At 66.2% G+C, this 23,337-nt stretch carries 23 protein-coding genes; 10 read left to right on the top strand and 13 right to left on the bottom strand.

Annotated elements, in window-relative coordinates:
* The first annotated feature begins 44 nt into the window (after nucleotides 1–44).
* From ftsZ to lpxC, 5 genes are all read left to right on the top strand, one after another.
* Entirely contained in the window at nucleotides 45–1,250 is a 1,206-nt protein-coding gene (gene ftsZ / locus AC3A6M_RS06750) for a cell division protein FtsZ (protein ID WP_487851963.1), read from the top strand.
* A gap of 224 nt (nucleotides 1,251–1,474) precedes the next feature.
* Nucleotides 1,475–1,978: a redoxin family protein gene (locus AC3A6M_RS06745; protein ID WP_487851962.1), complete on the top strand. Its 504-nt coding sequence runs from the start codon at nucleotides 1,475–1,477 to the stop codon at nucleotides 1,976–1,978.
* Between the two features lie 126 nt (nucleotides 1,979–2,104).
* Nucleotides 2,105–2,566, top strand: coding sequence for a GNAT family N-acetyltransferase (locus AC3A6M_RS06740; protein WP_487851961.1), 462 nt, complete (start codon nucleotides 2,105–2,107; stop codon nucleotides 2,564–2,566).
* Nucleotides 2,567–2,589: 23 nt separating this feature from the next.
* Nucleotides 2,590–3,489 (top strand): DMT family transporter, encoded by a 900-nt coding sequence (locus tag AC3A6M_RS06735; protein ID WP_487851960.1) that lies wholly within the window; start codon nucleotides 2,590–2,592, stop codon nucleotides 3,487–3,489.
* An 84-nt stretch (nucleotides 3,490–3,573) separates the two neighbouring features.
* Complete coding sequence (lpxC, locus tag AC3A6M_RS06730) at nucleotides 3,574–4,509, top strand: UDP-3-O-acyl-N-acetylglucosamine deacetylase (protein WP_487851959.1); 936 nt, start codon at nucleotides 3,574–3,576, stop codon at nucleotides 4,507–4,509.
* A 176-nt stretch (nucleotides 4,510–4,685) separates the two neighbouring features.
* Here lpxC and AC3A6M_RS06725 read toward each other — a convergent pair whose 3' ends face one another.
* Nucleotides 4,686–5,186: a DciA family protein gene (locus AC3A6M_RS06725; RefSeq protein ID WP_487851958.1), complete on the bottom strand. Its 501-nt coding sequence runs from the start codon at nucleotides 5,184–5,186 to the stop codon at nucleotides 4,686–4,688.
* Nucleotides 5,187–5,419: 233 nt separating this feature from the next.
* Here AC3A6M_RS06725 and secA point away from each other — a divergent pair, with 233 nt between their 5' ends.
* Nucleotides 5,420–8,203: a preprotein translocase subunit SecA gene (gene secA / locus AC3A6M_RS06720; RefSeq protein ID WP_487851957.1), complete on the top strand. Its 2,784-nt coding sequence runs from the start codon at nucleotides 5,420–5,422 to the stop codon at nucleotides 8,201–8,203.
* Between the two features lie 48 nt (nucleotides 8,204–8,251).
* On the opposite strand, the gene AC3A6M_RS06715 is transcribed toward secA, so the two are convergent.
* Nucleotides 8,252–9,250 carry a MerR family transcriptional regulator gene (locus AC3A6M_RS06715; protein WP_487851956.1) on the bottom strand — a complete coding sequence of 333 codons (999 nt, stop codon included), beginning with the start codon at nucleotides 9,248–9,250 and terminating at the stop codon, nucleotides 8,252–8,254.
* 135 nt (nucleotides 9,251–9,385) lie between these two features.
* On the opposite strand from AC3A6M_RS06715, the gene AC3A6M_RS06710 reads away from it, so the two are divergent.
* Entirely contained in the window at nucleotides 9,386–10,165 is a 780-nt protein-coding gene (locus AC3A6M_RS06710; protein WP_487851955.1) for a CPBP family intramembrane glutamic endopeptidase, read from the top strand.
* Here the strand turns inward: AC3A6M_RS06710 and AC3A6M_RS06705 are convergent.
* Complete coding sequence (locus AC3A6M_RS06705) at nucleotides 10,110–11,177, bottom strand: AI-2E family transporter (RefSeq protein WP_487851954.1); 1,068 nt, start codon at nucleotides 11,175–11,177, stop codon at nucleotides 10,110–10,112. The genes AC3A6M_RS06710 and AC3A6M_RS06705 overlap by 56 nt on opposite strands.
* A gap of 31 nt (nucleotides 11,178–11,208) precedes the next feature.
* Nucleotides 11,209–12,834 carry a DUF945 family protein gene (locus AC3A6M_RS06700; RefSeq protein ID WP_487851953.1) on the bottom strand — a complete coding sequence of 542 codons (1,626 nt, stop codon included), beginning with the start codon at nucleotides 12,832–12,834 and terminating at the stop codon, nucleotides 11,209–11,211.
* Between the two features lie 137 nt (nucleotides 12,835–12,971).
* On the opposite strand from AC3A6M_RS06700, the gene argJ reads away from it, so the two are divergent.
* Genes argJ through AC3A6M_RS06685 form a run of 3 tightly spaced genes read left to right on the top strand, consistent with a single transcriptional unit; the run spans nucleotide 12,972 to nucleotide 15,572 of the window.
* Entirely contained in the window at nucleotides 12,972–14,210 is a 1,239-nt protein-coding gene (argJ, locus tag AC3A6M_RS06695; RefSeq protein WP_487851952.1) for a bifunctional glutamate N-acetyltransferase/amino-acid acetyltransferase ArgJ, read from the top strand.
* 20 nt (nucleotides 14,211–14,230) lie between these two features.
* The gene (locus tag AC3A6M_RS06690; RefSeq protein ID WP_487851951.1) at nucleotides 14,231–15,142 is read left to right on the top strand and encodes an ATP-binding protein; all 912 of its coding nucleotides are present in this window, start codon (nucleotides 14,231–14,233) and stop codon (nucleotides 15,140–15,142) included.
* Nucleotides 15,135–15,572, top strand: a complete 438-nt coding sequence (locus AC3A6M_RS06685) for an NUDIX domain-containing protein (protein ID WP_487851950.1) — start codon at nucleotides 15,135–15,137, stop codon at nucleotides 15,570–15,572. The genes AC3A6M_RS06690 and AC3A6M_RS06685 overlap by 8 nt, the downstream gene beginning before the upstream one ends.
* Nucleotides 15,573–15,653: 81 nt before the next feature.
* Here AC3A6M_RS06685 and AC3A6M_RS06680 read toward each other — a convergent pair whose 3' ends face one another.
* The 9 genes from AC3A6M_RS06680 to pilB all read right to left on the bottom strand — a co-directional run bounded on the left by AC3A6M_RS06680 (nucleotide 15,654) and on the right by pilB (nucleotide 23,111).
* Nucleotides 15,654–16,643 carry an aldo/keto reductase gene (locus AC3A6M_RS06680; protein ID WP_487851949.1) on the bottom strand — a complete coding sequence of 330 codons (990 nt, stop codon included), beginning with the start codon at nucleotides 16,641–16,643 and terminating at the stop codon, nucleotides 15,654–15,656.
* A 43-nt stretch (nucleotides 16,644–16,686) separates the two neighbouring features.
* Nucleotides 16,687–17,034: a hypothetical protein gene (locus AC3A6M_RS06675; RefSeq protein WP_487851948.1), complete on the bottom strand. Its 348-nt coding sequence runs from the start codon at nucleotides 17,032–17,034 to the stop codon at nucleotides 16,687–16,689.
* A 61-nt stretch (nucleotides 17,035–17,095) separates the two neighbouring features.
* A complete protein-coding gene (locus AC3A6M_RS06670; protein WP_487851947.1) occupies nucleotides 17,096–17,476 on the bottom strand; it encodes a tautomerase family protein in 381 nt (126 codons plus the stop codon).
* Nucleotides 17,477–17,502: 26 nt separating this feature from the next.
* Nucleotides 17,503–17,685, bottom strand: coding sequence for a DNA gyrase inhibitor YacG (gene yacG / locus AC3A6M_RS06665; protein WP_487851946.1), 183 nt, complete (start codon nucleotides 17,683–17,685; stop codon nucleotides 17,503–17,505).
* 8 nt (nucleotides 17,686–17,693) lie between these two features.
* Nucleotides 17,694–18,449, bottom strand: coding sequence for a cell division protein ZapD (gene zapD, locus AC3A6M_RS06660; protein ID WP_487851945.1), 756 nt, complete (start codon nucleotides 18,447–18,449; stop codon nucleotides 17,694–17,696).
* Nucleotides 18,450–18,511: 62 nt separating this feature from the next.
* Nucleotides 18,512–19,144: a dephospho-CoA kinase gene (coaE, locus tag AC3A6M_RS06655; RefSeq protein ID WP_487851944.1), complete on the bottom strand. Its 633-nt coding sequence runs from the start codon at nucleotides 19,142–19,144 to the stop codon at nucleotides 18,512–18,514.
* A gap of 27 nt (nucleotides 19,145–19,171) precedes the next feature.
* The gene (locus tag AC3A6M_RS06650) at nucleotides 19,172–20,044 is read right to left on the bottom strand and encodes a prepilin peptidase (protein ID WP_487851943.1); all 873 of its coding nucleotides are present in this window, start codon (nucleotides 20,042–20,044) and stop codon (nucleotides 19,172–19,174) included.
* An 89-nt stretch (nucleotides 20,045–20,133) separates the two neighbouring features.
* The gene (locus AC3A6M_RS06645) at nucleotides 20,134–21,369 is read right to left on the bottom strand and encodes a type II secretion system F family protein (RefSeq protein WP_487851942.1); all 1,236 of its coding nucleotides are present in this window, start codon (nucleotides 21,367–21,369) and stop codon (nucleotides 20,134–20,136) included.
* 8 nt (nucleotides 21,370–21,377) lie between these two features.
* Entirely contained in the window at nucleotides 21,378–23,111 is a 1,734-nt protein-coding gene (gene pilB, locus AC3A6M_RS06640; RefSeq protein ID WP_487851941.1) for a type IV-A pilus assembly ATPase PilB, read from the bottom strand.
* Between the last annotated feature and the right edge of the window lie 226 nt (nucleotides 23,112–23,337).

Here is a 23,337-nt window from a genome sequence, read left to right as displayed (position 1 = left end):
AGGTCTGCAGCTTGGGAACGGCTCATTGAGATTAGGAGTTCATCATGGAGTTCGATATGGTCGATAACGCAGCACTGGGAACCGTCATCAAGGTCGTCGGCGTCGGCGGCGCCGGTGGCAACGCGGTTCAGCACATGATCAATAAAGGTGTTTCCGGTGTCGAGTTCATCGCCGCAAACACGGACGCACAGGCGCTGTCCGCTTCGGGCGCGCACAACATCATCCAGATCGGCGATTCCGGCCTGGGCGCAGGCATGCGTCCGGAAGTCGGCCGCCAGCTGGCCGAGCAGTCGCGCGCGCGCATCGAAGATTCGCTGCGCGGCGCACACATGGTCTTCATCGCCGCCGGCATGGGCGGCGGCACCGGCACCGGCGCCGCGCCGATCGTCGCCGAAGTGGCGAAGAGCCTGGGCGCGCTGACCGTCGCCGTGGTCTCCAAGCCGTTCTCCTACGAAGGCCAGAAGTGCATGGACGTGGCCGAAGCCGGCCTGGCCGAGCTGACCAAGCACGTCGATTCGCTGATCGTGATCCTGAACGAAAAGCTGGAAGACATCTACGAAGACGACTCCATGCTGGAATGGATGAAGCATGCCGACGACGTGCTGAACAACGCCGTGGCCGGTATCGCCGAGATCATCAACGTGCCGGGCCACATCAACGTCGACTTCAACGACGTCAAGACCATCATGAGTGAGCAGGGCAAGGCCATGATGGGCACCGCGACCGCTTCGGGCGTCGACCGCGCGCGCATCGCCGCCGAACAGGCCGTGGCTTCGCCGCTGCTGGACGGCATCGACCTGTCGGGCGCCAAGGGCGTGCTGGTGAACGTCACCGCATCGCGCGGCCTGAAGGGCAAGGAAATCAAGGAAGTGATGGCCGCCGTGCGCGCCTTCGCCGCTCCGGACGCCGCCATCGCACAGGGCATCGCCTACGACGACGAGATGGGCGACGAACTGCGCGTGACCGTGGTCGCGACCGGCCTGGGCAAGAACAAGGCCAGCATCTCGCTGGTGCAGCCGCAGCAGGTGCTGCGCACCGGCACCTACGGCGCACCGATGATGTCGGGCGCGGCCACCGTGTCGGCGGGCGGCATGGGCATGGGCTCGATCAGCACCGGCGGCGCCGGCGACGGCATGAAGCAGCCGGCCGTGTGGCGCCGCGAGCAGGCCTCCGAGCAGGTCCGCGCGATGCAGAACAACGGCGTCGAGACCTACGACATCCCGGCCTTCCTCCGCAAGCAAGCCGACTAAACAGCGAGCACACTCCAGCCGGCTGACCACCGGCGCTCCATGATGCAAGGGCCAGTACCGACCAAGCGGTACTGGCCTTTTGTTTACGCTGCCTCAAACCGGGGTCAGACTCCGAAATTTGGAAATGGCTCATGAGATCTTTCCAAAATCGGGAGTCTGACCCCGGTTTGTTGAAGATCAGGCATACTTGCGGGTTCTGATTATCACAACATTGGAGTATTACCATGACCATCCAGATCGGCGACCGCCTGCCAGAAGCCACCCTGTCGGAATTCATCGAGACCGAAACCGAAGGCTGCTCGCTCGGCCCGAACACCTTCAATGTGGCCGACCTCGTCAAGGGCAAGACCATCGCCATCTTCGGCCTGCCGGGCGCTTACACCCCGACCTGCTCGGCCCAGCACCTGCCGGGCTACATCCAGCTGGCCGACCAGCTGAAGGCCAAGGGCGTGGACGAGATCTGGTGCGTGTCGGTCAACGACGCCTTCGTGATGGGCGCCTGGGGCCGCGACCAGAAAGCCACCGGCATCGTCCGCATGATGGCCGACGGCAGCGGCACCTTCACCAAGGCCCTGGGCCTGGAACTCGACCTGACCGCCAAGGGCCTGGGCGTGCGCAGCCAGCGCTATTCGATGCTGGTCGAGGACGGCGTGGTCAAGCAGCTGAACCTCGAGAACGGCGGCGGCTTTGCCGTGTCGTCGGCCGAGAAGATGCTGGAACAGATGTAAGTAAGTACACGTCATCCCCGCGCAGGCGGGGATCCAGGTTTTGTTCGCGTATCTGTAGCTTGTAGCATCAGTGGAACGCGCCGAACCTGGGTTCCCGCCTTCGCGGGAACGACGGGCAGGAACACCATGATCATCAATACCGAATCCCCCGACCAGCCCGAAATCCGCGCGATGCTGGCGCGCCTCGACGCCTACTGCGCGTCCCTGTATCCGGCCGAGAGCAACCACCTGATGGACATCGATTCGCTGCTGCAGGGCGATGTCCTGTTCCTGGTCGCGCGCGATGTCGATGGCGCAGCTCGCGGCTGCGCGGCCCTGGTCAACCGCGCCGCGTTGGGCGAAGCTTATGGCGAGATCAAGCGCATGTTCGTCGACGAAGCGCAGCGCGGCCGCGGCACCGGGCGCCAGCTGCTCGAACATATCGGCATGTTCGCCGCCATGTGCGGCCTGCGCACGCTGAAGCTGGAAACCGGCATCCACCAGCCCGAAGCGCTGGCCCTGTACGAACGCTTCGGCTTCGTGCGCTGCGAACCCTTCGGCGAGTACCGGGCGGATCCGCTGTCCGTCTTCATGGAGAAGCGCCTGTGAGCCGCGCGGCAGCGGACACTGGAATGAGCGGCAACCTGCGCAGCATCCAGGCGATGCTGGCCGCGGTGCTGATGTTCTCGATCATGGACACGATCATGAAGCTGCTGTCCGCCGAATTCCCGGCGATGCAGGTGGCGGCGCTGCGGTCCCTGTCGTCGCTGCCGCTGGTCTGCGTCTACGTCGCCTGGCGCGGCGGCTTCAGGCGCAGCGGCGCCCGGTCCATCTTCCGGATCCGCTGGCCGCTGCACCTGCTGCGCGCGGCGATCGGCATCCTCATGCTGGCCCTGTTCGCCTATGGCGTGAGGGGACTGTCGCTGGCCGAAGCCTACACGATCTTCTTCATCGGCCCGATCCTGATCACGGCCTTGTCCGTGTTCGTGCTGAACGAGCGCGTGAACGGCGCGCGCTGGCTGGCGATCGCGATCGGCATGGCCGGGGTGCTGGTGGTGCTGCGGCCGAGCGGCGAAGGCTTTCTCACGCTCGGCGGCCTGGCGATCCTGGTGGCGGCGGTGTTCTACGCGGTATCGGCGGTCACCGGACGGGTATTGGCGCGCACCGACAGCAGCGAGCAGATGGTGTTCTGGCTGATGCTGATGATGGCGGTCGGCGCGACGGTGCTGGCGGCGCCGGACTGGGCGCCGGTCGAACTGCGCCACCTGCCGCTGCTGGGCGGGCTGGCACTCAGCGGTTTCCTGGCCCAGCTGGCGATCACCGAAGCCTTCAGCCACGGCGAAGCCTCGGTGGTGGCGCCGTTCGAATACACGGCCCTGGCCTGCGGCATCGCGATCGACTGGATCTTCTGGCAAGCCCTGCCGGACCGCTACACGCTGATCGGGGCGGCCATCATCATCGGCAGCGGTTTGTACCTGATTCGCCACGAAAAGGGAGTCCAATCGGCGCAAGCCGAAGCCGAACACCCTTGAAAACGTGGCATTCCTGCCACCGGAAGGGGTGTGGGACCAAGGCCTCCTCCGGCGTAGGCAGGGACCCTACGATATAATCGGGGGATGCTCAAACAACGAACAATCAAACAGCTGGTGCGTACGACAGGTGTCGGCCTGCACTCGGGCACCAAGGTCGAGCTGACCCTGCGCCCGGCCGCCATCGACACGGGCATCGTGTTCCGCCGCGTCGACCTCGACCCTGTCGTCGAGTTTCCGTCGAACGCGGAAATCGTCGGCGACACCCGCATGGCCTCGGTCCTGATCCAGGAAAATGCGCGCGTCTCGACCGTCGAGCACCTGATGTCGGCCTGCGCCGGCCTCGGCATCGACAACCTGTACGTCGACGTCACCGCCGAAGAAATCCCGATCATGGATGGCTCGGCCTCGTCCTTCGTCTTCCTGCTGCAGCAGGCCGGCGTGCAGGAGCAGGCCGCGGCCAAGAAGTTCATCCGCGTGCTCAAGCCCGTCGAAGTGCGCCAGGGCAGCGGCAACAACGAGAAGTGGGCCCGCCTGACCCCGTACGACGGCTTCAGGCTCGACTTCTTCATCGAATTCAACCACCCGGCCGTGGACGGCACCATGCAGCGCGCGGTCGTCGACTTCGGCAAGGTCTCCTACGTGCACGACGTGGCGCGCGCCCGCACCTTCGGCTTCATGCAGGACGTCGAAAGCCTGCGCGGCATGGGCCTGGCGCGCGGCGGCTCGCTGGAAAACGCGATCGTGATGGACGAGTACCGTATCCTGAACGCCGACGGCCTGCGCTACGAAGACGAGTTCGTGCGCCACAAGATCCTCGACGCGATCGGCGACCTCTACCTGGTCGGCTACCCGCTGCTGGCCAGCTACGAAGCCCACAAGTCCGGCCATGGCCTGAACAACCTGCTGCTGCGCGAACTGCTGGCGCATCCGGAGTCCTACGAGATCGTCACCTTCGACGAGCAGGAGCGGGCGCCGGTGTCGTATGGGGCGCAGATGGAGCGGGAGTGGGCGCTGACCTGAGTGGTCGCAGCGTTCGTGTTTCACGCGGCCTCAGTACGTCGTTCCCGCGAAGGCGGGAACCCAAGTTTATTTGCGTATCGATAGCCTCAAGCGCTAGTAGTACGCGCCGAACTTGGGTCCCCGCCTGCGCGGGGACGACGGATCAGGCGATAACGACATAGCAAGCGCTAACGGCCTTATTTCTTCCGCTTCTCCGCCAGCCGCCTGATCGCCGCGATCAGCGGCGCATTCTGCGGCGATTCCGGCAAGGCATCCCCCAGCTCCTCGAAGGCCTGCACCGCCGTCGGCGGCAGCTCCAGCGAGGAGGGTTTCAGTCCCTCCGGTTCGGCCGGCAGCGCGCGTCCCACCTGGATCTTGATCCGCACCGAATCCACCTGCCAGCCTTTCTTTTGCAGCGCGGCCTGCAGCTTCGGCACCTGCTGCTTGAGCTTGGCGGCCACGGCCGAGGAGGGGACTGCCAGGGTCAGCACATTGTCCTGTACCGAAAGCACTTCACAGTTGGCGTACATCGGCGGCAAGACCAGCCGCACCTCTTTTTGCAGGCTGGCCATGCGCGTCGCCGCCGGCAGCAGGCTGGCCAGGCGGTCGTTGCGGCGCAGGAAGTCCGTCGCCTCGATCGAGGTGCGGCGCACGCGCGTGCCATAAATATGGAAGGGGGGCTGTTTGGGGGACTCCATGCGCGGAACATACCACAGCCGGGGCGCGTCCGAAAGAAGCATGCGGAAATGTGCTTTCGGATGCAATTTGATAACATTCTTTGTCCGCCTGCACTTGTGATGCGCCCGTTCACCCCCAAGTGTGGCCGGATCGCATGATAAAATCGGTGGCTTTTTGCCATAGGCGGTCTTCGGCGGATATTATTTTGATATCATCCATGGCTTTTTCGCGGCGTACTTTTTAAGAACACAGCATGTCATTCCTGACCAAGATTTTCGGCAGCCGTAACCAGCGACTGCTCAAGCAATACCAAAAAACCGTGCGCGAGATTAACGCGCTCGAGCCGCAGATGGAAAAGCTGTCGGACGCCGAACTCCAGGCAAAGACCCCCGAATTCAAGGAACGGATCGCCGGCGGCGCGTCCCTCGACGACATCCTGCCCGAGGCGTTTGCCGTCTGCCGCGAAGCCGCCAAGCGCGTGATGAAGATGCGCCACTTCGACGTGCAGCTGATCGGCGGCATGGTCCTCCACTACGGCAAGATCGCCGAGATGGGCACCGGCGAAGGCAAGACCCTGATGGCAACCCTGCCGGTCTACCTGAACGCGCTGTCAGGCAAGGGCGTGCACGTGGTGACCGTCAACGATTACCTGGCGCAGCGCGACGCCGAGCAGATGGGCCGCCTGTACGGCTGGCTGGGTTTGACTACCGGCGTGAACCTGTCGCAGATGGATCACGACAGCAAGCAGAAGGCCTACGGCGCCGACATCACCTATGGCACCAACAACGAATACGGTTTCGACTACCTGCGCGACAACATGGTCTACGAAGCGCGCGAACGCGTGCAGCGCGGCCTGAACTTCGCCGTGGTCGACGAGGTGGACTCGATCCTGATCGACGAGGCCCGCACCCCGCTGATCATTTCCGGCCAGGCCGAGAACCACACCGACCTGTACCACAAGATCAACGAAGTCCCGCCGATGCTGACCCTGCAGATCGGCGAAGAAACCCCGGACGGCAAGGGCCAGGTCGAAGTCCCGGGCGACTACACCAAGGACGAGAAGGCGCACACCGTGCTGCTGACCGAGGCCGGTCACGAGAAGGCCGAAGCCATCCTGACCAAGATGGGCCTGCTGCCGGAAGGCGCCTCGCTGTACGACGCGGCCAACATCACCCTGATCCACCACCTGTACGCCGCCCTGCGCGCGCACGTGCTGTACCACAAGGACCAGCACTACGTGGTGCAGAACGGCGAAGTGGTGATCGTCGACGAATTCACCGGCCGCATGATGACCGGCCGCCGCTGGTCCGACGGCCTGCACCAGGCCGTGGAAGCCAAGGAAGGCGTGCGCATCCAGAACGAGAACCAGACCCTGGCCTCGATCACCTTCCAGAACTACTTCCGCATGTACACCAAGCTGTCCGGCATGACCGGTACCGCCGACACGGAAGCCTACGAATTCCAGGAGATCTACGGCCTCGAGACCGTGGTCGTCCCGCCGAACAAGCCGTCGCAGCGCAAGGACCGCCAGGACCAGGTGTACAAGTCGGCCGAGGAAAAATACGGCGCGATGGTCACCGACATCCGCGACTGCTACGAGCGCGGCCAGCCGGTGCTGGTCGGTACCACCTCGATCGAGAACTCGGAACTGCTGTCCGGCATCCTGACGAAGAACGGCCTGCCGCACAACGTGCTGAACGCCAAGCAGCACGCCCGCGAGGCGGAAATCATCGCCCAGGCCGGCCGTCCGAAGATGATCACCATCGCCACCAACATGGCAGGCCGCGGTACCGACATCGTCCTTGGCGGTAACGTCGAGAAGCAGATCCAGTTCATCGAAGCGGACGAATCGCTGTCGCCGGAGCAGAAGCAGGAACAGTCGCAGAAGCTTCGCGACGAATGGCAGTCGCTGCACGACCACGTGGTGGCGCAAGGCGGCCTGCACATCATCGGTACCGAGCGCCACGAGTCGCGCCGGGTCGACAACCAGCTGCGCGGCCGTTCGGGCCGCCAGGGCGACCCGGGTTCCTCGCGCTTCTACCTGTCGCTCGACGATCCGCTCCTGCGCATCTTCGCCGGCGACCGCGTGCGCGCGATCATGGACCGCCTGAAGATGCCGGAAGGCGAACCGATCGAGGCGGGCATCGTGACCCGCTCGATCGAGTCGGCCCAGCGCAAGGTCGAGGCCCGCAACTTCGACATCCGCAAGCAGCTGCTCGAATACGACGACGTCGCCAACGACCAGCGCAAGGTGATCTACACCCAGCGTAACGAACTGCTGGAAGCGGCCGACATCTCGGAGCTGATCTCGTCGCTGCGCACGGGCGTGTTCACCGACGTGGTGCGCGGCTACGTGCCGGCCGAGTCGGTCGAGGAGCAGTGGGACATCCCGGCGCTGCAGCGCGTGCTGGCCGACGAATGGTCGCTGCAGGTGCCGCTGGCGCAGATGCTGGAGGACGAGCCGAACCTGAACGACGACGACATCCTCGAGCGCGTGCTGGCCGCCGCCGACGAGTCGTACAACAGCAAGGTGGCGATCGTCGGCAAGGACGCGTTCGGCGGCTTCGAGCGCAACGTCATGCTGCAGAACATCGACACCCACTGGCGCGAGCACCTGGCGGCGCTGGACCACCTGCGCCAGGGTATCCACCTGCGCGGCTACGCCCAGAAGAACCCGAAGCAGGAATACAAGCGCGAAGCCTTCGAGCTGTTCGGTTCGATGCTGGACCAGATCAAGAACGAAGTGATCCGCACCATCATGACGGTCCGCATCCAGACCCGCGAGGAAGTCGAGGCGGCCGAGGCGGCGATGCAGGCGGCCGCGGCGCACCTGGAAAACGTCAACTACCAGCACGCCGATTTCGATCCGACCGCCGCGCCGGAAGAACTGATGGCGCCGCAGGCGGCCACCGCCGGCACCACCGCGGTGAGCGACGACCCGGCCACCACCTACATGGGCATGAAGGTCGGCCGCAACGATCCGTGCCCTTGCGGCAGCGGCAAGAAGTTCAAGGCCTGCCACGGCAAGCTGGCGTAATCAGGTAGTAGATGCACGTCGTCCCCGCGCAGGCGGGGACGACGTCATTTAATCCGCCAGCCCCTTCCGCAGCCACGCAATCGCCTCATCGCTGATCCCCGACCCCTGGCGCAGCACCGGTTCTTCCGCGGCCGCGCGGCGGAAATCCGCGACCGCCTGCGGGTCGGTGCCGACCATGTCGTGGAACAGCGCCATCCACTGGCGCCCCAGCGCCCGCGAAGCCGGCTGCGCGGCGTCCGGGTCGAGGCGCATCTGTTCGCGCACCTGGCCGATCAGGACGGCCCATTCCGGCCCGCGGCTGGCATGGTGGCGGCGCATCCGGGCGATGACGCCGGGGGCCAGGTACTTCGCCCAGGCTTCGTATTTCAGCTCGCCGATCGCGGCCATCACATACTGCATGACCCCGGACGGCAGGCCCGGACTTCCCTGTTCGCGCTGCGCCATCAAGTTGATGCGGGCGGCGAGTCCGGCGTCGCCGCCGGTGCCGCGCCCGAAGGCGTCCAGCCAGCGCCGCGCGAAGGCCCTGGCGGTGTCGGAATCCGGCGCCACCTGGCCGCGGATCATCTCCTGGGCTTCGTCGACCAGTCCCTTGAATTGCGCCTTGACCGCTTCGTCGTGGTACATCGGTAGGCGCGCCAGTTCGTCCTGCGTAAAGTATTTTTCGTACATGCTCATCTGCTCCAGTGAGTGCAGCCAGGTGGACAGCTCCGGCTGGCGGCCGGCCGCCAGCTCGCCGTGCAGGCGCTGCAGCTGCTCGCGCACGCGTGCCGCCTCCTGCACCTGGCGGTCGAGCGCACGCAACTGCCGCTCGACCACGGCCAGCGGACTGCCATCCGGACTGTCCAGGTAAAGGCCGATGTCGGCCAGGCCCATGCCGAACGAACGCAGGGCCTGGATCTGGTGCAGGCGCGCCACGTCGTCGCGGCCGTAGAGCCGGTAGCCGGCATCGGAACGCGCCGAAGGCTGGAGCAGGCCGATGCTGTCGTAATGGTGCAGCGTGCGTACCGTGAGCTTGGCGAGCGCGGCGAGTTCTCCGATTTTCAGCATGCGGGTGTCTCCTTTCTTCAGCGTGGCGCCAGTCTGGAGCCTGACGTGGCGTCAGGGTCAAGCTTGCGATGATATTCATTTCGGCAGCTCGAGGCCATGCTATTCTGGCAAGCTTTCAATCCCTCTGGAGAGCGCATGCGGACCTTGACCGATGGCGCCGTCCCGCAGCCGGCCTCGTCCCGCCTGCTGCTGGTGGCCGCCGTACTGTTTTTCTTCTACCAGATGCCCGAGGGCGTCGGGAACCCCATGCTGCTGCTGCTGTTCCCGTTTGCCGCCTGGTGGGGCTCGCGCTCGCTGGGCTTCAGCGGCATGCGTGCCTGGTACCTGGATGCCCGCCCGGGCTGGCTGCGGCTGCTGGCGCTGGGCCTCGTGCTGGCGATCGCCGCCAAGTTCGCGGCCGTCGCGATCGGTGCGCGCACCGGCGTGTACACCTTCTCGTGGATGGAGGCGCCGTCCGGCACGGCATTGGCGGGCGCGCTGGCCTTCCTCCTGTTCTCCACCTTCATCGCGTCCACGGCCGAGGACATCGTCACCCGCGGCCTCGTGCTGCGCGCCTTTCCGGCGCTCGGCAGGCACTGGAGCTTCATCGCGGTGTCGGCCGCGCTGTTCGTGCTGAACCACGTCTACCGCCTGCACAAGGGACCGGTCGAGTGGCTGACGATCTTCTGCTTCGGCCTGGCCTACGCGGCGGCGCTGTACCGCACGCGCACGCTGTGGGCGGCGGTGGGCCTGCACTGGGGCTGGAACCTCGCCAACGGACTGCTCGACATGTTCTCCCGCTCGGACGTCGCGCAGCCCGCGATCGCGCCGTTCTACTCCTGCGCCGCCCACATGGCGCTGCTGGCCTGCGCCCTGGTGTTCATGCGCCCCTCGGTCCCGGATGCCGGAAGCGCTTCTCTTCGTGCCACAGGGTGACGAACAGGGTCATCACCACCGGGCCGACGAACAGCCCGATCAGGCCCAGGGTCTCGACCCCGCCCAGGATGCCCAGCAGGACGGCGAGGAAGGGCAGCTTGGTGGCGTTGCCGATGATGGTCGGGCGGACGAAGTGGTCGGCCACGAACAGCACGACGGCGCCCCAGGCGGCGATGGCCGCCGCCGCCGCCGCGTCGCCCTGGTACAGCAGCAGCGCGGCGACGGCGCCGAAGGCGAGCGGCGCGCCGAAGGGAATGATGGCCAGCACGCCGGTGGCGGCCGCCCACAGCACCGACGAGGGCACGCCGGCGATCTGGTAGCCGATACCCAGCAGGACGCCTTCGGCCAGCCCGACCAGCACCAGGCCGTTGACGGTGGCGCGCACCGCGGTCGGCACCTTCAGGGCATACAGCGTCCAGCGCTGGGCGCCGATCAGGTGGGCGCCGATGGCGTTGGTCTGGCCCTGCAGCGCATGGCCGTCCTTGTAGAAGAAGAACAGGCAGAGGAAGGCGAAGGCGATGTCGATCAGGCGGTGCAGGGTGCCGCTGCCGACCCGCTTCAGCACTTCGCTGGCCGACTGCATGCGGCCCACCGAACTGTCGTGCAGCAGGTGCGCCAGGCCGTGCGGCTGGCCCAGCGTGGCCTGCCACCAGTTGTAGATGGCATCCCCGGCCAGCGGGATCCGGAGCAGCCAGGCGGGCGCCGCCAGGCCCTCGGTGTTGGCGCTGGCCACCAGCTGGGCCAGCGCCGGCGCCTGGTGCGCGGCCTGGACCACGCCCAGCGTCAGCGGCGTGATGAACAGCAGCGCGAGGAGCAGCGTGACCAGGGCCGCGGACAGGATCTCGCGGTTGCCGGTCCAGGCCAGCGCGCGCCGGTACAGCGGCCAGGTGGCGATGCACAGGATCGCCGCCCACAGCAGCGGCAGCACGAAGCGCTGGGTCACGAACAGGGCGAACAGGATGATCGCCAGCGAAAAACAGGCGCTCAGGACGCTGCGTTGGGTGTCGGTCATGGAAGGCTCCGCATGGGGAAGGACATCTTACTCAAGTCCCTGGACTGGGGGAGCGCGGCCCGCCTGCGCTGCGCGCCACGTCCCAGTCGACCTGCAGTCCGATCGGCTTGCCGTCCTGCAGGGCAGGGATGTAGCGGCACTGGCCCAGCACCTCGGTCATGGCATGGTCCCAGCCCGGATAACCGCTGGGCGCCGTCACGCGGACGTTGCCGACCTTGCCCTGGTCGTCGACCAGCCAGGCGAAGCCCGCGCGCAGCGGCTTGTCCTGGCCGATGACCTCGTCCGGAAAGTCCGGCAGGCGGCAGCTGTCTTCGATGCGGCGCGCCTGCAGGGCGCCCGGCGGCAGGTTCGAGCGCTGCGTCGTGGCCGGCTGCTGGCCGCCTGGCGCGGGCGTGGGCAGCGTCACTTCCTTGCCGTTGGCGGTCAGCTTCCCGTCGCGGAACTCGAGGTTCGAGACCAGCACGTCGTTCTCGATGCGCGCAAAGCCGCCGCCGACCAGCTTGCCGACCATGACGTCGGCGATCGTCTGGCCCATCTGGGCGGTGCTGGCGGCGTCCGGCGTCGTGCCCTGCTGCTGCGCCTGGCGCGCGGCGACCACCCCGCCGATCTCGCGGACCATCGCGACCGGCACCCGGATCTCGAAGCGGGCCGCGATCTTCTTCGCGAACGCCGTCAAGTCATGCAGGTCGGATTCGACCGCGCCGGCCAGGCCGACCCGGCCGCGGATGCTGGCCTTGATGCCGTGGAAGCGCGCGCTGATCTCGTCGATCTCGATGGCCGAGCCGCGCGCGATGGAGGCCTTGCCGAAGCCGAGCAGCAGCGGCTTGACCACGGCCAGCGTCTGCTCGGGCGTCATCGCGGCCAGCTCCTTGCGCTGGCGCTCGCCGGCGGCCTGCAGCGCCGCCATCGAGGCCCTGTCGATGTTCACGAAGCGCATGTCGAAGCGCACGTCCTCGACCTTCTCGCCGGCGACGGCAATGGCGCCGATGCGGCTCTGGAATTGCATGTCGATGGTCTTCGGGCGGTCCGCGCTGCGCCAGCTCATGCGCAGGTCGTCCATGGCCAGCATCGTGTCGCCGGCTTTCCCCTCCGCGCGCACGCGGGCCACGCGCACCGCGGCGTTGCCGAACCAGAGATGGTCGCGGCTGCGCGACTGGCGCCCGGTCAGGGTCATGTCCTCCGCGCTCAGGCGCATCCCGGCTTCCTCGGCGGCCAGGGTGTTCCAGTGGCCGTTCAGGTCGACGGTCTTGCCGGCCTTGTCCATGTCGAAGTCGAGCAGGGCCTCGTCCCAGTCCACGCGCGAACCGTCATCGTCCGCATGGTGCAGCGGCTGCAGGCGCATCCGGTAGAGCAGGCGCCCCGTCTTCGCCGGCTGCCGGTCGACCGTGAACGGCTGCTCGTTGCCGAACACGGTGCGCAGCTTGGCGGCGGTCTCCGGGGTGTAGCGCATGGCCGCCATGCGGTCCAGCTGGACGGGGAGGGGCAGGCGCGGCTCCTGGGCCAGCTGCCATTCGCGCAGGGCGGACTGCATGGCGTCCGCGACCGGACCGGGAGCGGGCCGGGCGGCCGGGCTGGCCGCGGGCGGCTGGTCGGCCGCGAAAGCGGAGATCGCCAGCACGGAAGCCGCCAGCAGCGAAGTCGGGAGCGCAATTTTCACGGGCATGCCATTTTTAGTAATAATGTTGCCAATTATTAAGCACCCGTCTTAAAAAGTCATTAACGACGATGCGGCGCCCCATCCCAGCCGCTGGCGGTACAATATTGGATTCGACAATCTTTCATTCTGAGAACGCCATGGCCGTCAATTCCCCCCTGCCCGTCGCCGCCGACCTGAAGCCCGTGAATGGCCTCGAGATCGGCTTTGCCGAAGCCGGCATCAAGAAGCCGAACCGCAAGGACGTGCTGCTGATGAAACTTGCCGAAGGCGCCACCGTCGCCGGCGTCTTCACCAGGAACCGTTTCTGCGCCGCGCCGGTCCAGGTGAGCAAGGCCAACCTGGCGGCCGTGTCCGCGGGCGGCAAGCCGATCCGCGCGCTGGTGGTCAACACCGGCAACGCCAATGCCGCCACCGGCGAGCCGGGCCTGGCGAATGCGAAGGCCACCTGCGACGAAGTGGCGCGCCTGCTCGGTATCGACGCCCAGCAGGTGCTGCCGTTCTCGACCGGCGTGATCCTGGAACAGCTGCCGGTGCAGAAGATCGTCGCCGCGCTGCCGGCCGCAGTCGGCAACCTGAAGCAGGACAACTGGTTCAACGCGGCCGAAGCCATCATGACCACCGACACCCAGCCGAAGGCGGCTTCGCTCACCACCAGCATCGGCGGCCACAGCGTGACGCTCACCGGCATCAGCAAGGGCGCCGGCATGATCAAGCCGAACATGGCGACCATGCTGGGCTACGTGGCCTTCGACGCCAAGGTCGCCCAGCCGGTGCTGGACGAACTGGTGCGCTACGCGGCCGACCGCTCGTTCAACTGCATCACCATCGATGGCGACACCTCGACCAACGATTCCTTCATCCTGATGGCGACGGGCGCCGGTTCGCTGGTGATCGATTCAAGCGACAGCCCGGACTACGCCGCCCTGCGCGACGCCGTCACCGGCATCTCGACCCACCTGGCCCAGCAGATCATCCGCGACGGCGAAGGCGCCACCAAGTTCATCACCATCACGGTGGAGCAGGGCCGCGACATGGAAGAGTGCCGCAAGATCGCCTACTCGATCGCCCACTCGCCGCTGGTGAAGACCGCCTTCTTCGCCTCGGACCCGAACCTGGGCCGCATCCTGGCCGCGATCGGCTATGCCGGCGTGGACGACCTCGACACCACGAAGCTCGATCTCTACCTGGACGACGTGCTGGTGGCGAAGGCCGGCGGCCGCAACCCGGACTACCGCGAAGAGGACGGCCAGCGCGTGATGAAGAAGGCGGAGATCCTGGTGCGCGTGGAACTGGGCCGGGGCGATGCCGCGGCCACGGTCTGGACCTGCGACCTGTCGCACGACTACGTCTCGATCAACGCCGATTACCGTTCGTAAGCAGGCTCAGTTAATCTCCTATGAACCAGCTCGACCAGTTCCTGCACCGCGCCGAAAACCTGCTCGCCAGGCTGGAGGCGATGCTGCCCCCAAGCGTGCCGCGCGAGCCGGAGTGGAACCGCAGCTTTGCCTTCCGCTGGCGCAGGCGTCCCGGTTCGGGCGCCGCCGGCCAGAAATACCTGCAGCCGGTGCTGCACGCCTCGGCCATCCGTCTGGACGACCTGCAGCACGTCGGCCCCCAGAAGGAGCAGATCGAGCAGAACACGCTCCAGTTCGTGCAGCGCCGCCCGGCCAACAACGTCCTGCTGACCGGCGCGCGCGGCACCGGCAAGTCGTCCCTGATCAAGGCTTGCCTGAACGGCTTCGCCGGCCAGGGCCTGCGCCTGATCGAGGTCGACAAGGCCGACCTGGCCGACCTGCCGGACATCGTCGACCTGGTGGCCGGCCGTCCGGAGCGCTTCGTGATCTTCTGCGACGACCTCAGTTTCGAAGAGGGCGAGGCCGGCTACAAGGCGCTGAAGGTGGCGCTGGACGGCAGCATCACGGCGCAGTCGGACAACGTGCTCATTTACGCGACCTCGAACCGGCGCCACCTGATGCCGGAAAAAATGTCGGACAACGCCGGCTACAGCCATGGCGACGACGGCGACCTGCATCCCGGCGAGACGGTCGAGGAAAAGATCTCGCTGTCCGAGCGTTTCGGCCTGTGGCTGTCCTTCTATCCGTTCAAGCAGGACGACTACCTGGACATCGTCGGCCACTGGCTGGCGAGCTTCGGCTGCACGCCGCAGCAGGTCGAGGCCGCGCGTCCGGAGGCCTTGCGCTGGGCGCTGCAGCGCGGCTCGCGCTCGGGCCGGGTGGCCTGGCAGTTCGCCAAGGACTACGCGGGCAAGCTGCCGCCCGCACCCAGGCAGGAGCTGGTGGATGTCTGAAGTGAAAAAGCCGATCGACGTCGCGGTCGGCATCCTGATGCGCGAGAACGGCGACGTACTGCTGGGCCAGCGCCCCGACGGCAAGCCGTATGCCGGCTACTGGGAATTCCCGGGCGGGAAAGTCGAGCCGGGCGAGGACATCTTCCACGCCCTGCAGCGCGAGTTCGTCGAAGAACTGGGCGTGCACGTCGTGAGCGCCGAACCCTGGTGCTGCGTCGAGCATGTGTACGAGCATGCCCATGTGCGGCTGTACTTCTACATCAGCCGCGAGTGGATCGGTGAGCCGCAAAGCCTGGAAGGGCAGGCGTTTGCGTGGCAGGGCGGGTATTCGGTCAGCCCGCTGCTGCCGGCGACCATTCCGTTGCTGGAGTGGTTGGACAAGGTGCGTTATCCCGTCGTTCCCGCGCAGGCGGGAACCCAAGTTCGTTGATTAGCCTGCGCAGTAGAACTTGGATCCCCGCCTTCGCGGGGACGACGGTTGTTTATGCGCGGGGACCGACGATCAGGCTCCTCAGCCCTTCGCCATCCGCGCCAAGTGCTCCGGATAGCGCGCCCCCTGCACCGTAATCTTCGACGCGGCCTCGTCGATTCCGGCCAGGTCCTCCGCCGTCAATTCCAGCGCCACCGCCCCGATATTCTCCTCCAGCCGGCTCAGCTTGGTGGTGCCCGGGATCGGCACGATCCAGGGCTTCTGCGCCAGCAGCCAGGCCAGCGCCACCTGGGCCGGCGTCGCGCCTTTCTGTTGCGCGACCTGGCCCAGCAGGTCGACCAGGGCCTGGTTCGCCTTCCGGGCTTCGGCGGTGAAGCGCGGCAGGCTGTTGCGGAAGTCAGAGCTGTCGAACTGCGTGTTCTCGTCCATCTTCCCGGTCAGGAAGCCGCGCCCGAGCGGGCTGAAGGGAACGAAGCCGATGCCGAGCTCCTCCAGCAGCGGCAGGATCTCCGCTTCCGGCTCGCGCGTCCACAGCGAGTATTCGCTTTGCAGCGCCGTCACCGGCTGCACGGCGTGCGCGCGGCGGATCGTCTCGGCGCCGGCTTCGGACAGGCCGAAGTGTTTGACCTTGCCTTCCTTGATGAGCTCAGCGACCGTGCCGGCCACGTCCTCGATCGGCACGTCCGGATCGACGCGGTGCTGGTAGAACAGGTCGATGGTGTCGGTTCTCAGGCGCTTGAGCGATGCCTCGGCCACGGCGCGGATGTGCTCCGGGCGGCTGTCCAGCCCGCTCCAGCGCGGCCCGCCCTTGGGATCGGGCGCGAAGCCGAACTTGGTCGCGATCACGACCTGGTCGCGCAGCGGCGCCAGGGCCTCGCCGACCAGTTCCTCGTTATTGAAGGGGCCGTAGACTTCGGCCGTATCGAAAAAGGTGACGCCGCGCTCGACCGCATCGCGCAGCAGCTTGACCATGGCCGGCCGCTCCGGCGCCTTGCCGTAGGCGTGGGTCATGCCCATGCAGCCGAGGCCGAGGGCCGAGACTTCCAGGTTTCCAAGTGTTCGTTTCTGCATCGCTGGCTCCTGCGAAAAGGTGAACAGCGACTATAGCAGCCGCCTATCGCTGCTGTCTTTTGCGCTCGGCGATCCTGCGCGCCAGGGCATCGAGGTGGGCGTTGTCGCGCTGCCGGCGCGCACGCCGGCCGCAGCATTTGTAGCGCCAGCGTTCGGCGCGGCGGCGATTGGCGCGGCCGCAGTCGCCGATATCGCAGCCGCAGTCGGCCAGGTCGAGAACATCTTCGGCGCAGCCGCAGGCGCGGTTGCCATGGCCGCCGTGGCAGGACAGGTCCGGCAGGTCGCAGCCGGGAGCGTCGCAGCCGGGCGAGTCGCAGGGCACATCGCAATGGCCCTGTTCCTTGTGGCGCCAGGGATTGCGCACCGGCGCCGGGCGCGCAGCGCGCAGCAAAAGCCTTTGTGCGGTGAAATCCAGCGCTGGTAGCCGCGGATCGCGGCCAGCGCAAGAATCCTCATGTGTGAAGAATGCGGCCGCCCGCGAAGGCCCAGTTCTCCCAGCTGGTCTCCTTGAACACCACCATCACGTTTTCCGGATCCAGCCCCGCACCGCGCAGGCGCTCCATCAGCTCGGCCAGCAACTTCTTCTTGACCTTCACGCTGCGCCCGACCGACCACAGGATTTCGATCAGCACGAAATCCCCGTTGCGGCTGCCTTCAACGTCGGGGTAGGTCGGATCGAAGCGGAAATCGTCGGCGTCGAGTTCTAGCACGCGCTGGAACTTGTCGGTGCCGGGCACGCCGGTCGAGACGAGGCTGGCGTGCACGGCATCGAGCACCTGCGCCTTGAATTCGGCGCTCTTGGGTTTGCGGACGGTAAGGGTGATCAGCGGCATGCGTACTCCCTCGAAAAAGGTGCGGCTTACTGGTCGGCCAGCGGATCATCCTGGGCATCGGTGGGCGTGGCGCCCGGGATCGTGTATTTCTCCTCGGCCCAGGCGCCGAGGTCGATCTGCTTGCAGCGTTCGGAGCAGAATGGGCGGAACTTGTTCGCCGGGGTCCATTCGACCTTTTTGCCGCAGGTGGGACAGGAAACGACAGTCATGACGGGATTCAGAAGTTGCAGAGGGTGAGCTCGAATGGTACATCGTCTTCGAGCGGCTTGGGTTTCAGGTCACCGCCCTGGCTCGTGAAGCGCACCCACAGCATGTACTTGTTGGCCGAGATTTCCGGAATGGCGCCCAGGCGATCGTCGATCGACAGGCGCAGCATCTGGTAGACCTTCCCCTGCAGCATCTGCTGGTAGCTGCCGCTCGCCGCGATCATCTTGACCGGGCCGCCGGAATCGCGCAGCAGGCGCAGCACCAGGGCCAGGGCGTCGAACAGCGGGGCCTGCGGTGCGAACCAGCCCATGATGTCGGCATGGCGCTGGGCAGCGGTGCGCTGCTGCCAGGCGTAGTAGGAAGGCAGGTCGAATTCGCAGGCGCCGCCCGGCATCACGGTGCGGCCGCGGATGCTCATCAGCCATTCGTTGTCGCGGATGTTCTGGCCGGTCTTGCCCTGGGCGTTGACGAGGGCGTTGCTGACGGTGTCCAGCTCGGCCAGCACGGCATCCAGCGCCTCGGCGGCGACCGCCGGGTTGCTGCGGTAGCTCATCAGGCTCTGCTTCTGGCGTTCGAGTTCCTGCAGCAGGTCGGACTTGAGGTCGGCGCGCCCCGCCACTTCCAGCATGTCGAAGATCGTCGCGAGCGCGACATGGTGCTGCAGAGGATGCTCCTGATTCACAAAGAACTTGAATTTCTCGTACAGGTCCTCGAGCCGCAACAACGTGCGAATCCGCTCGTTGAATGGGTATTCGTAGACGATCAAAGTGGCATTCCTCTCGGCGTATGCTGGAGCGATCCCGTGATTCTGAACCATGATGGGCAAAATTACAAACGCTCGTTCGGCGATTCCGCCAATCTTGCCGCTTCGTTAAGATAAAAGGCGTGCAGGCGTTCCACCTGGGGCAATAGTGCCTCGAGCCCGTCGTCGTTGAGGATGATGTCGTCGGCCGCCGCCTGGCGCTGCGCCCGCGTGACCTGGGCCGCCATGATGGCGCGCACCTGGGCTTCCGGCAAGCCATTCCTCGCCATCACGCGCGCGATCTGCACTTCCTCCGGGCAATCGATCGCCAGCACCCGCGCCACCCGCTCGCGCCAGGTGCCGGATTCGATCAGCAGCGGCACCACGAAGATCACGTAGGGGCCGGTGGCCAGCAGCGCGGCCGCGGCCGTGGCTTCGCGGATGCGCGGGTGCAGGATGCCCTCCAGGCGCGTGCGCGCGCCGGGGTCGGCAAACACCAGGGCGCGCATCTTCGCGCGGTCCAGGGCGCCGTCCGGCGTGGCGAAATCCGGGCCGAACTCGTCGAGGAGAAAAGGCATGGCCGCGCCGTGCGGCGCGGTGAGGGAGTGCGCGATCTGGTCGGTGTCGATCACCGAAGCGCCGCGCGCGGCGAACAGGTCGGCGACGGTGGTCTTGCCGCAGCCGATGCCGCCGGTCAGGCCGACATCGAACCTCGGCATCGTCCGCGTGGAATCCTGTTTATCCATTCAAGGCTGCGCCAGCCCCATCGCGAGCTGGGTGAGTTCCGGTCCGTAGAAGAGGGCGATCATACCAGCCCCCGCCAGGTAGGGACCGAACGGGATGTGCTGGCCCTTCTTGGTCTTGCCGATCGCAATCATGGCCAGGCCGATGGCGGCGCCGACGAAGGACGACAGGATGATGATCATGGGCAGCATCTTCCAGCCGAACCAGGCGCCGAGCGCGGCCAGCAGCTTGAAGTCGCCGTCGCCCATGCCGATATGGCCGCGCACCAGTTCGTAGGTGCGGGCGACCGCCCACAGGAACAGGTAGCCGCCGGCGGCGCCGAGCACGGCATCGCGCAGCGGCACGAAGCTGCCGTCCAGGTTGACCAGCAGGCCCAGCCACAGCAGCGGATAGGTGAGGTCGTCCGGCAGTTCCTTGTGGTCGATGTCGATCAGCGTCATCGCGATCAGCAGCCAGGTGAACACCAGCGTCGCCAGGCCCGCCCAGCCGCTGCCGAAATGCCAGACCAGCAGTCCCGACAGGATGCCGCTGACCGCTTCGACGACCGGATAGCGGGCCGAGATCGGCGCCTTGCAGGCGCTGCATTTCCCGCGCAGGGCCAGCCAGCTGACGATGGGGATGTTTTCCAGCGCCGTGATCCGGTGGCCGCAGTGCGGGCAGGCGGAGCGCGGCACCATCAGGTTGTAGCGCTCCGGGAAGGGCAGCGGCTTGCCTTCCTTGTCGGCGATGTAGTTGTCGATTTCGCGCTGGCGCATGATCGGCAGGCGGTGCACGACCACGTTCAGGAAGCTGCCGATCAGCAGGCCGAAGATGGCGGCGGCGATGGCCGGGATCAGGCTGGCGGGGGCGGCGAAGAGGAGGGTGTCCGGTTGCATGGCGTGGCAGGAATAGGTTGATTTCCGTGAATCAACCTATTCTATGGGGTTTTGCGGGCTTTGGGCAGCCGAACGTGCGCCCTGCAAGTTTACACGACCGAGCCCAGCTTGAAGATCGGCAGGTACATGGCCACCACCAGGCCGCCGATCAGCACGCCCAGGATCACCATGATCAGCGGTTCCATCAGCGAGGACAGCGCGCCCACGGCCTCGTCGACTTCCTCTTCGTAGAAGTCGGCGACCTTGCCCAGCATGCCGTCGAGGGCGCCGGACTCTTCGCCGATGGCGACCATCTGGGTCACCATGTTCGGGAACACGTTGGCGTTCTGCATCGCCGCCGTCAGGCTGGTGCCGGTGCTGACTTCGGTCTGGATCTTCTTGGTCGCATCCAGGTACACCGCATTGCCCGAGGCGCCGCCGACCGAGTCGAGGGCTTCGACCAGCGGCACGCCGGCCGCGAACATGGTGGCGAGGGTGCGGGTCCAGCGGGCGATGGTCGCCTTGCGGATCACGTCGCCGAACACGGGCAGGCGCAGCAGCAGGCGGTCCATGGCCTGCTGCATCTTGAGGGAACGGCGCCAGGCCTGGAAGAAGAAGTAGATCGCGCCGAACAGGCCGCCGAAGATGACGTACCACCACTTCACCATGAAGTCGGACATCGCCATCACGAACAGGGTCGGGGCCGGCAGGTCGGCGCCGAAGCTGGTGAATACTTCCTTGAAGGCCGGGACGACCCAGATCATGATCACGGCGGTGACGATGAAGGCGATCGCCAGGATCGCGATCGGGTACATCAGGGCCGACTTGATCTTGGCCTTCAGCGCCAGCGTCTTTTCCTTGTAGATCGCCAGGCGCGTCAGCAGGTCTTCCAGGATGCCGGCCTGTTCGCCGGCGCCCACCAGGTTGCAGAACAGCGGGTCGAAGTAGAGCGGGTATTTGCGGAAGGCGTTGTTCAGGCTGGTGCCGGTCTCGATGTCGCCGCGCAGGTCCATGATCAGCTTGGACATCGACGGGTTCGAGTGGCCCTTGCCGACGATGTCGAAGGATTGCAGCAGCGGCACGCCGGCCTTCATCATGGTGGCGAGCTGGCGCGTGAACAGGGTCAGGTCCTTGTCGACAATCTTCTTGCCGCTGCGGTAGACCTTCTTCTTGACCTTGGTGACCATGATGCCCTGGCGGCGCAGCGTCACGTTGACGATGGTTTCGCCGCCGGCGCGCATCTCGCCGCGCACGGTCTTGCCGGTCTTGTCCTTGCCTTCCCAGGCGAACACGAATTCCTTGATCTGGGCGCCGCCAGCGGCACGTGCTTGGGCCGAAGTTGCCATATTATTTCCTATTCATTGGTGCAGCCGAGCACTTCCTCGAGGCTGGTCAGTCCCTGTTTCACCTTCATCAGGCCGGAACGGCGCAGCGAATTCACGCCTTCGCTTTCCGCCTGGGCGGCGATCTGCATCGAATTGCCGTTGGCCAGGATCAGGGCTTCGATCGCCGGCGAGATCGGCATGATCTGGTAGATGCCGACCCGCCCCTTGTAGCCCGAACCCAGGCAGCGTTCGCAGCCGACCGGGCCGTAGGGCTTCCATTCGCCGTCCAGGTCGCCGTCGCGGAAGCCGGCCGCCTTCAGCACGTCGCGCTCGATGTCGAGCGGCTGCTTGCAGGTGCACAGGCGGCGCGCCAGGCGCTGGGCCGTGATCAGGACCACGGACGAGGCGATGTTGAACGGCGCCACGCCCATGTTCATCAGGCGCGTCAGCGTGGACGGCGCATCGTTCGTGTGCAGCGTCGAGAACACCATGTGGCCGGTCTGGGCGGCCTTGATGGCGATGTCGGCGGTTTCCAGGTCGCGGATCTCGCCGACCATGATGATGTCCGGATCCTGGCGCAGGAAGGCCTTCAGCGCGACCGGGAAGGTGAGTCCCGCCTTTTCGTTGACGTTGACCTGGTTCACGCCGGGCAGGTTGATCTCGGCCGGATCCTCGGCCGTCGAGATGTTGATGCCGGGCTTGTTCAGCAGGTTGAGGCAGCTATACAAAGAAACCGTTTTGCCGGAGCCGGTCGGGCCCGTCACCAGCACCATGCCGTAGGGGCGGGTGATGGCGTCGATCAGCAGCGCCTTCTGGTCGGGGTCGTAGCCGAGCGAGTCGATGCCCATCTGCGCCTGGGTGGCGTCGAGGATACGCATGACCGTCTTTTCGCCGAACAGCGTCGGCAGGGTGCTGACGCGGAAGTCGATCGTCTTGGTCGGCGACAGCACCAGGCGCATGCGGCCGTCCTGCGGCACGCGCTTTTCGGAGATGTCGAGCTTGGCCAGCACCTTGATGCGCGAGACCAGCTTGTCGCGGATCGACAGCGGCGGCGCCAGGTGGTCGCGCAGCACGCCGTCCACGCGCAGGCGGATCCGGTACTGCTTTTCGTAGGGCTCGAAGTGGATGTCCGAGGCGCCGAGGGTGATCGCATCCATCAGCACCTTGTTCAGGAAGCGCACGATGGGCGCGTCCTCGACTTCCGAGGCGGCCGCCGCTTCGGCCTGGGTGGCCTGCTGCGGCTCGTCCTCCGCGAATTCGATGTCGGCGTCGTCGCCGACCAGTTCGCTGATGCTCTGCTCGGCGTTCTTCGACAGCCCGGCCAGCAGGGCCAGCAGGGTGTCGTGGGCCACGATCACGGGCTCGACCGAGGCTTCGCTCTGGAACTTGATCTGGTCCAGGGCCTGGGTATTGGTCGGATCGGACAGCGCCACCGACAGCTTGTTGCCGCGCTTGGACAGCGCCACCACGCGCTGGGTCTGCATCAGGCGCGCATCGATGGCGTTCGCCGGCAGGGACTCCGTGCTGAAGGTGGACAGGTCGAGCAGGGGATAGCCGAAGGTCTCGGCGCAGAACACCGCCAGGCCGGGCGCATCGATGGCGCCGGCGCCGAGCAGGGTGTCGATGAAGCCGGTCTTGTCGGCGGCGGCCTTCTTTTGCAGGCCGTCCGCCTGCGGCAGCGTCAACCGTCCAGCCTGCACCAGGGCGCGCGCCAACCCGGGCAATGCGGTGCCTGCGGTCGTGTTGGGGAGGACTGCTGCCATAGGATCAGGGATGGATTGGCGACAAGGAGCCGGGCTGGCCAGTCATTCCCGGCGGCTGCTTGGGATCATGCCCGCAGGCATTAGATTTGTAAAGAGATAGCCTCCGGGAAAGACGCGTGCATACCACGTAGATGGAATGGTATTGCATGGGTGACAAGATCTGGCTGAGTGACATTGCGGCTCCCGAGGCGAATCATCGTCGTTCCCGCGCAGGCGGGAACCCAAG

The organism is Telluria sp. Soil_C_11, from assembly GCF_057657395.1.
Note: the sequence above shows the minus strand (reverse complement) of the source record. Positions and strands in the feature narration are given on the sequence as shown.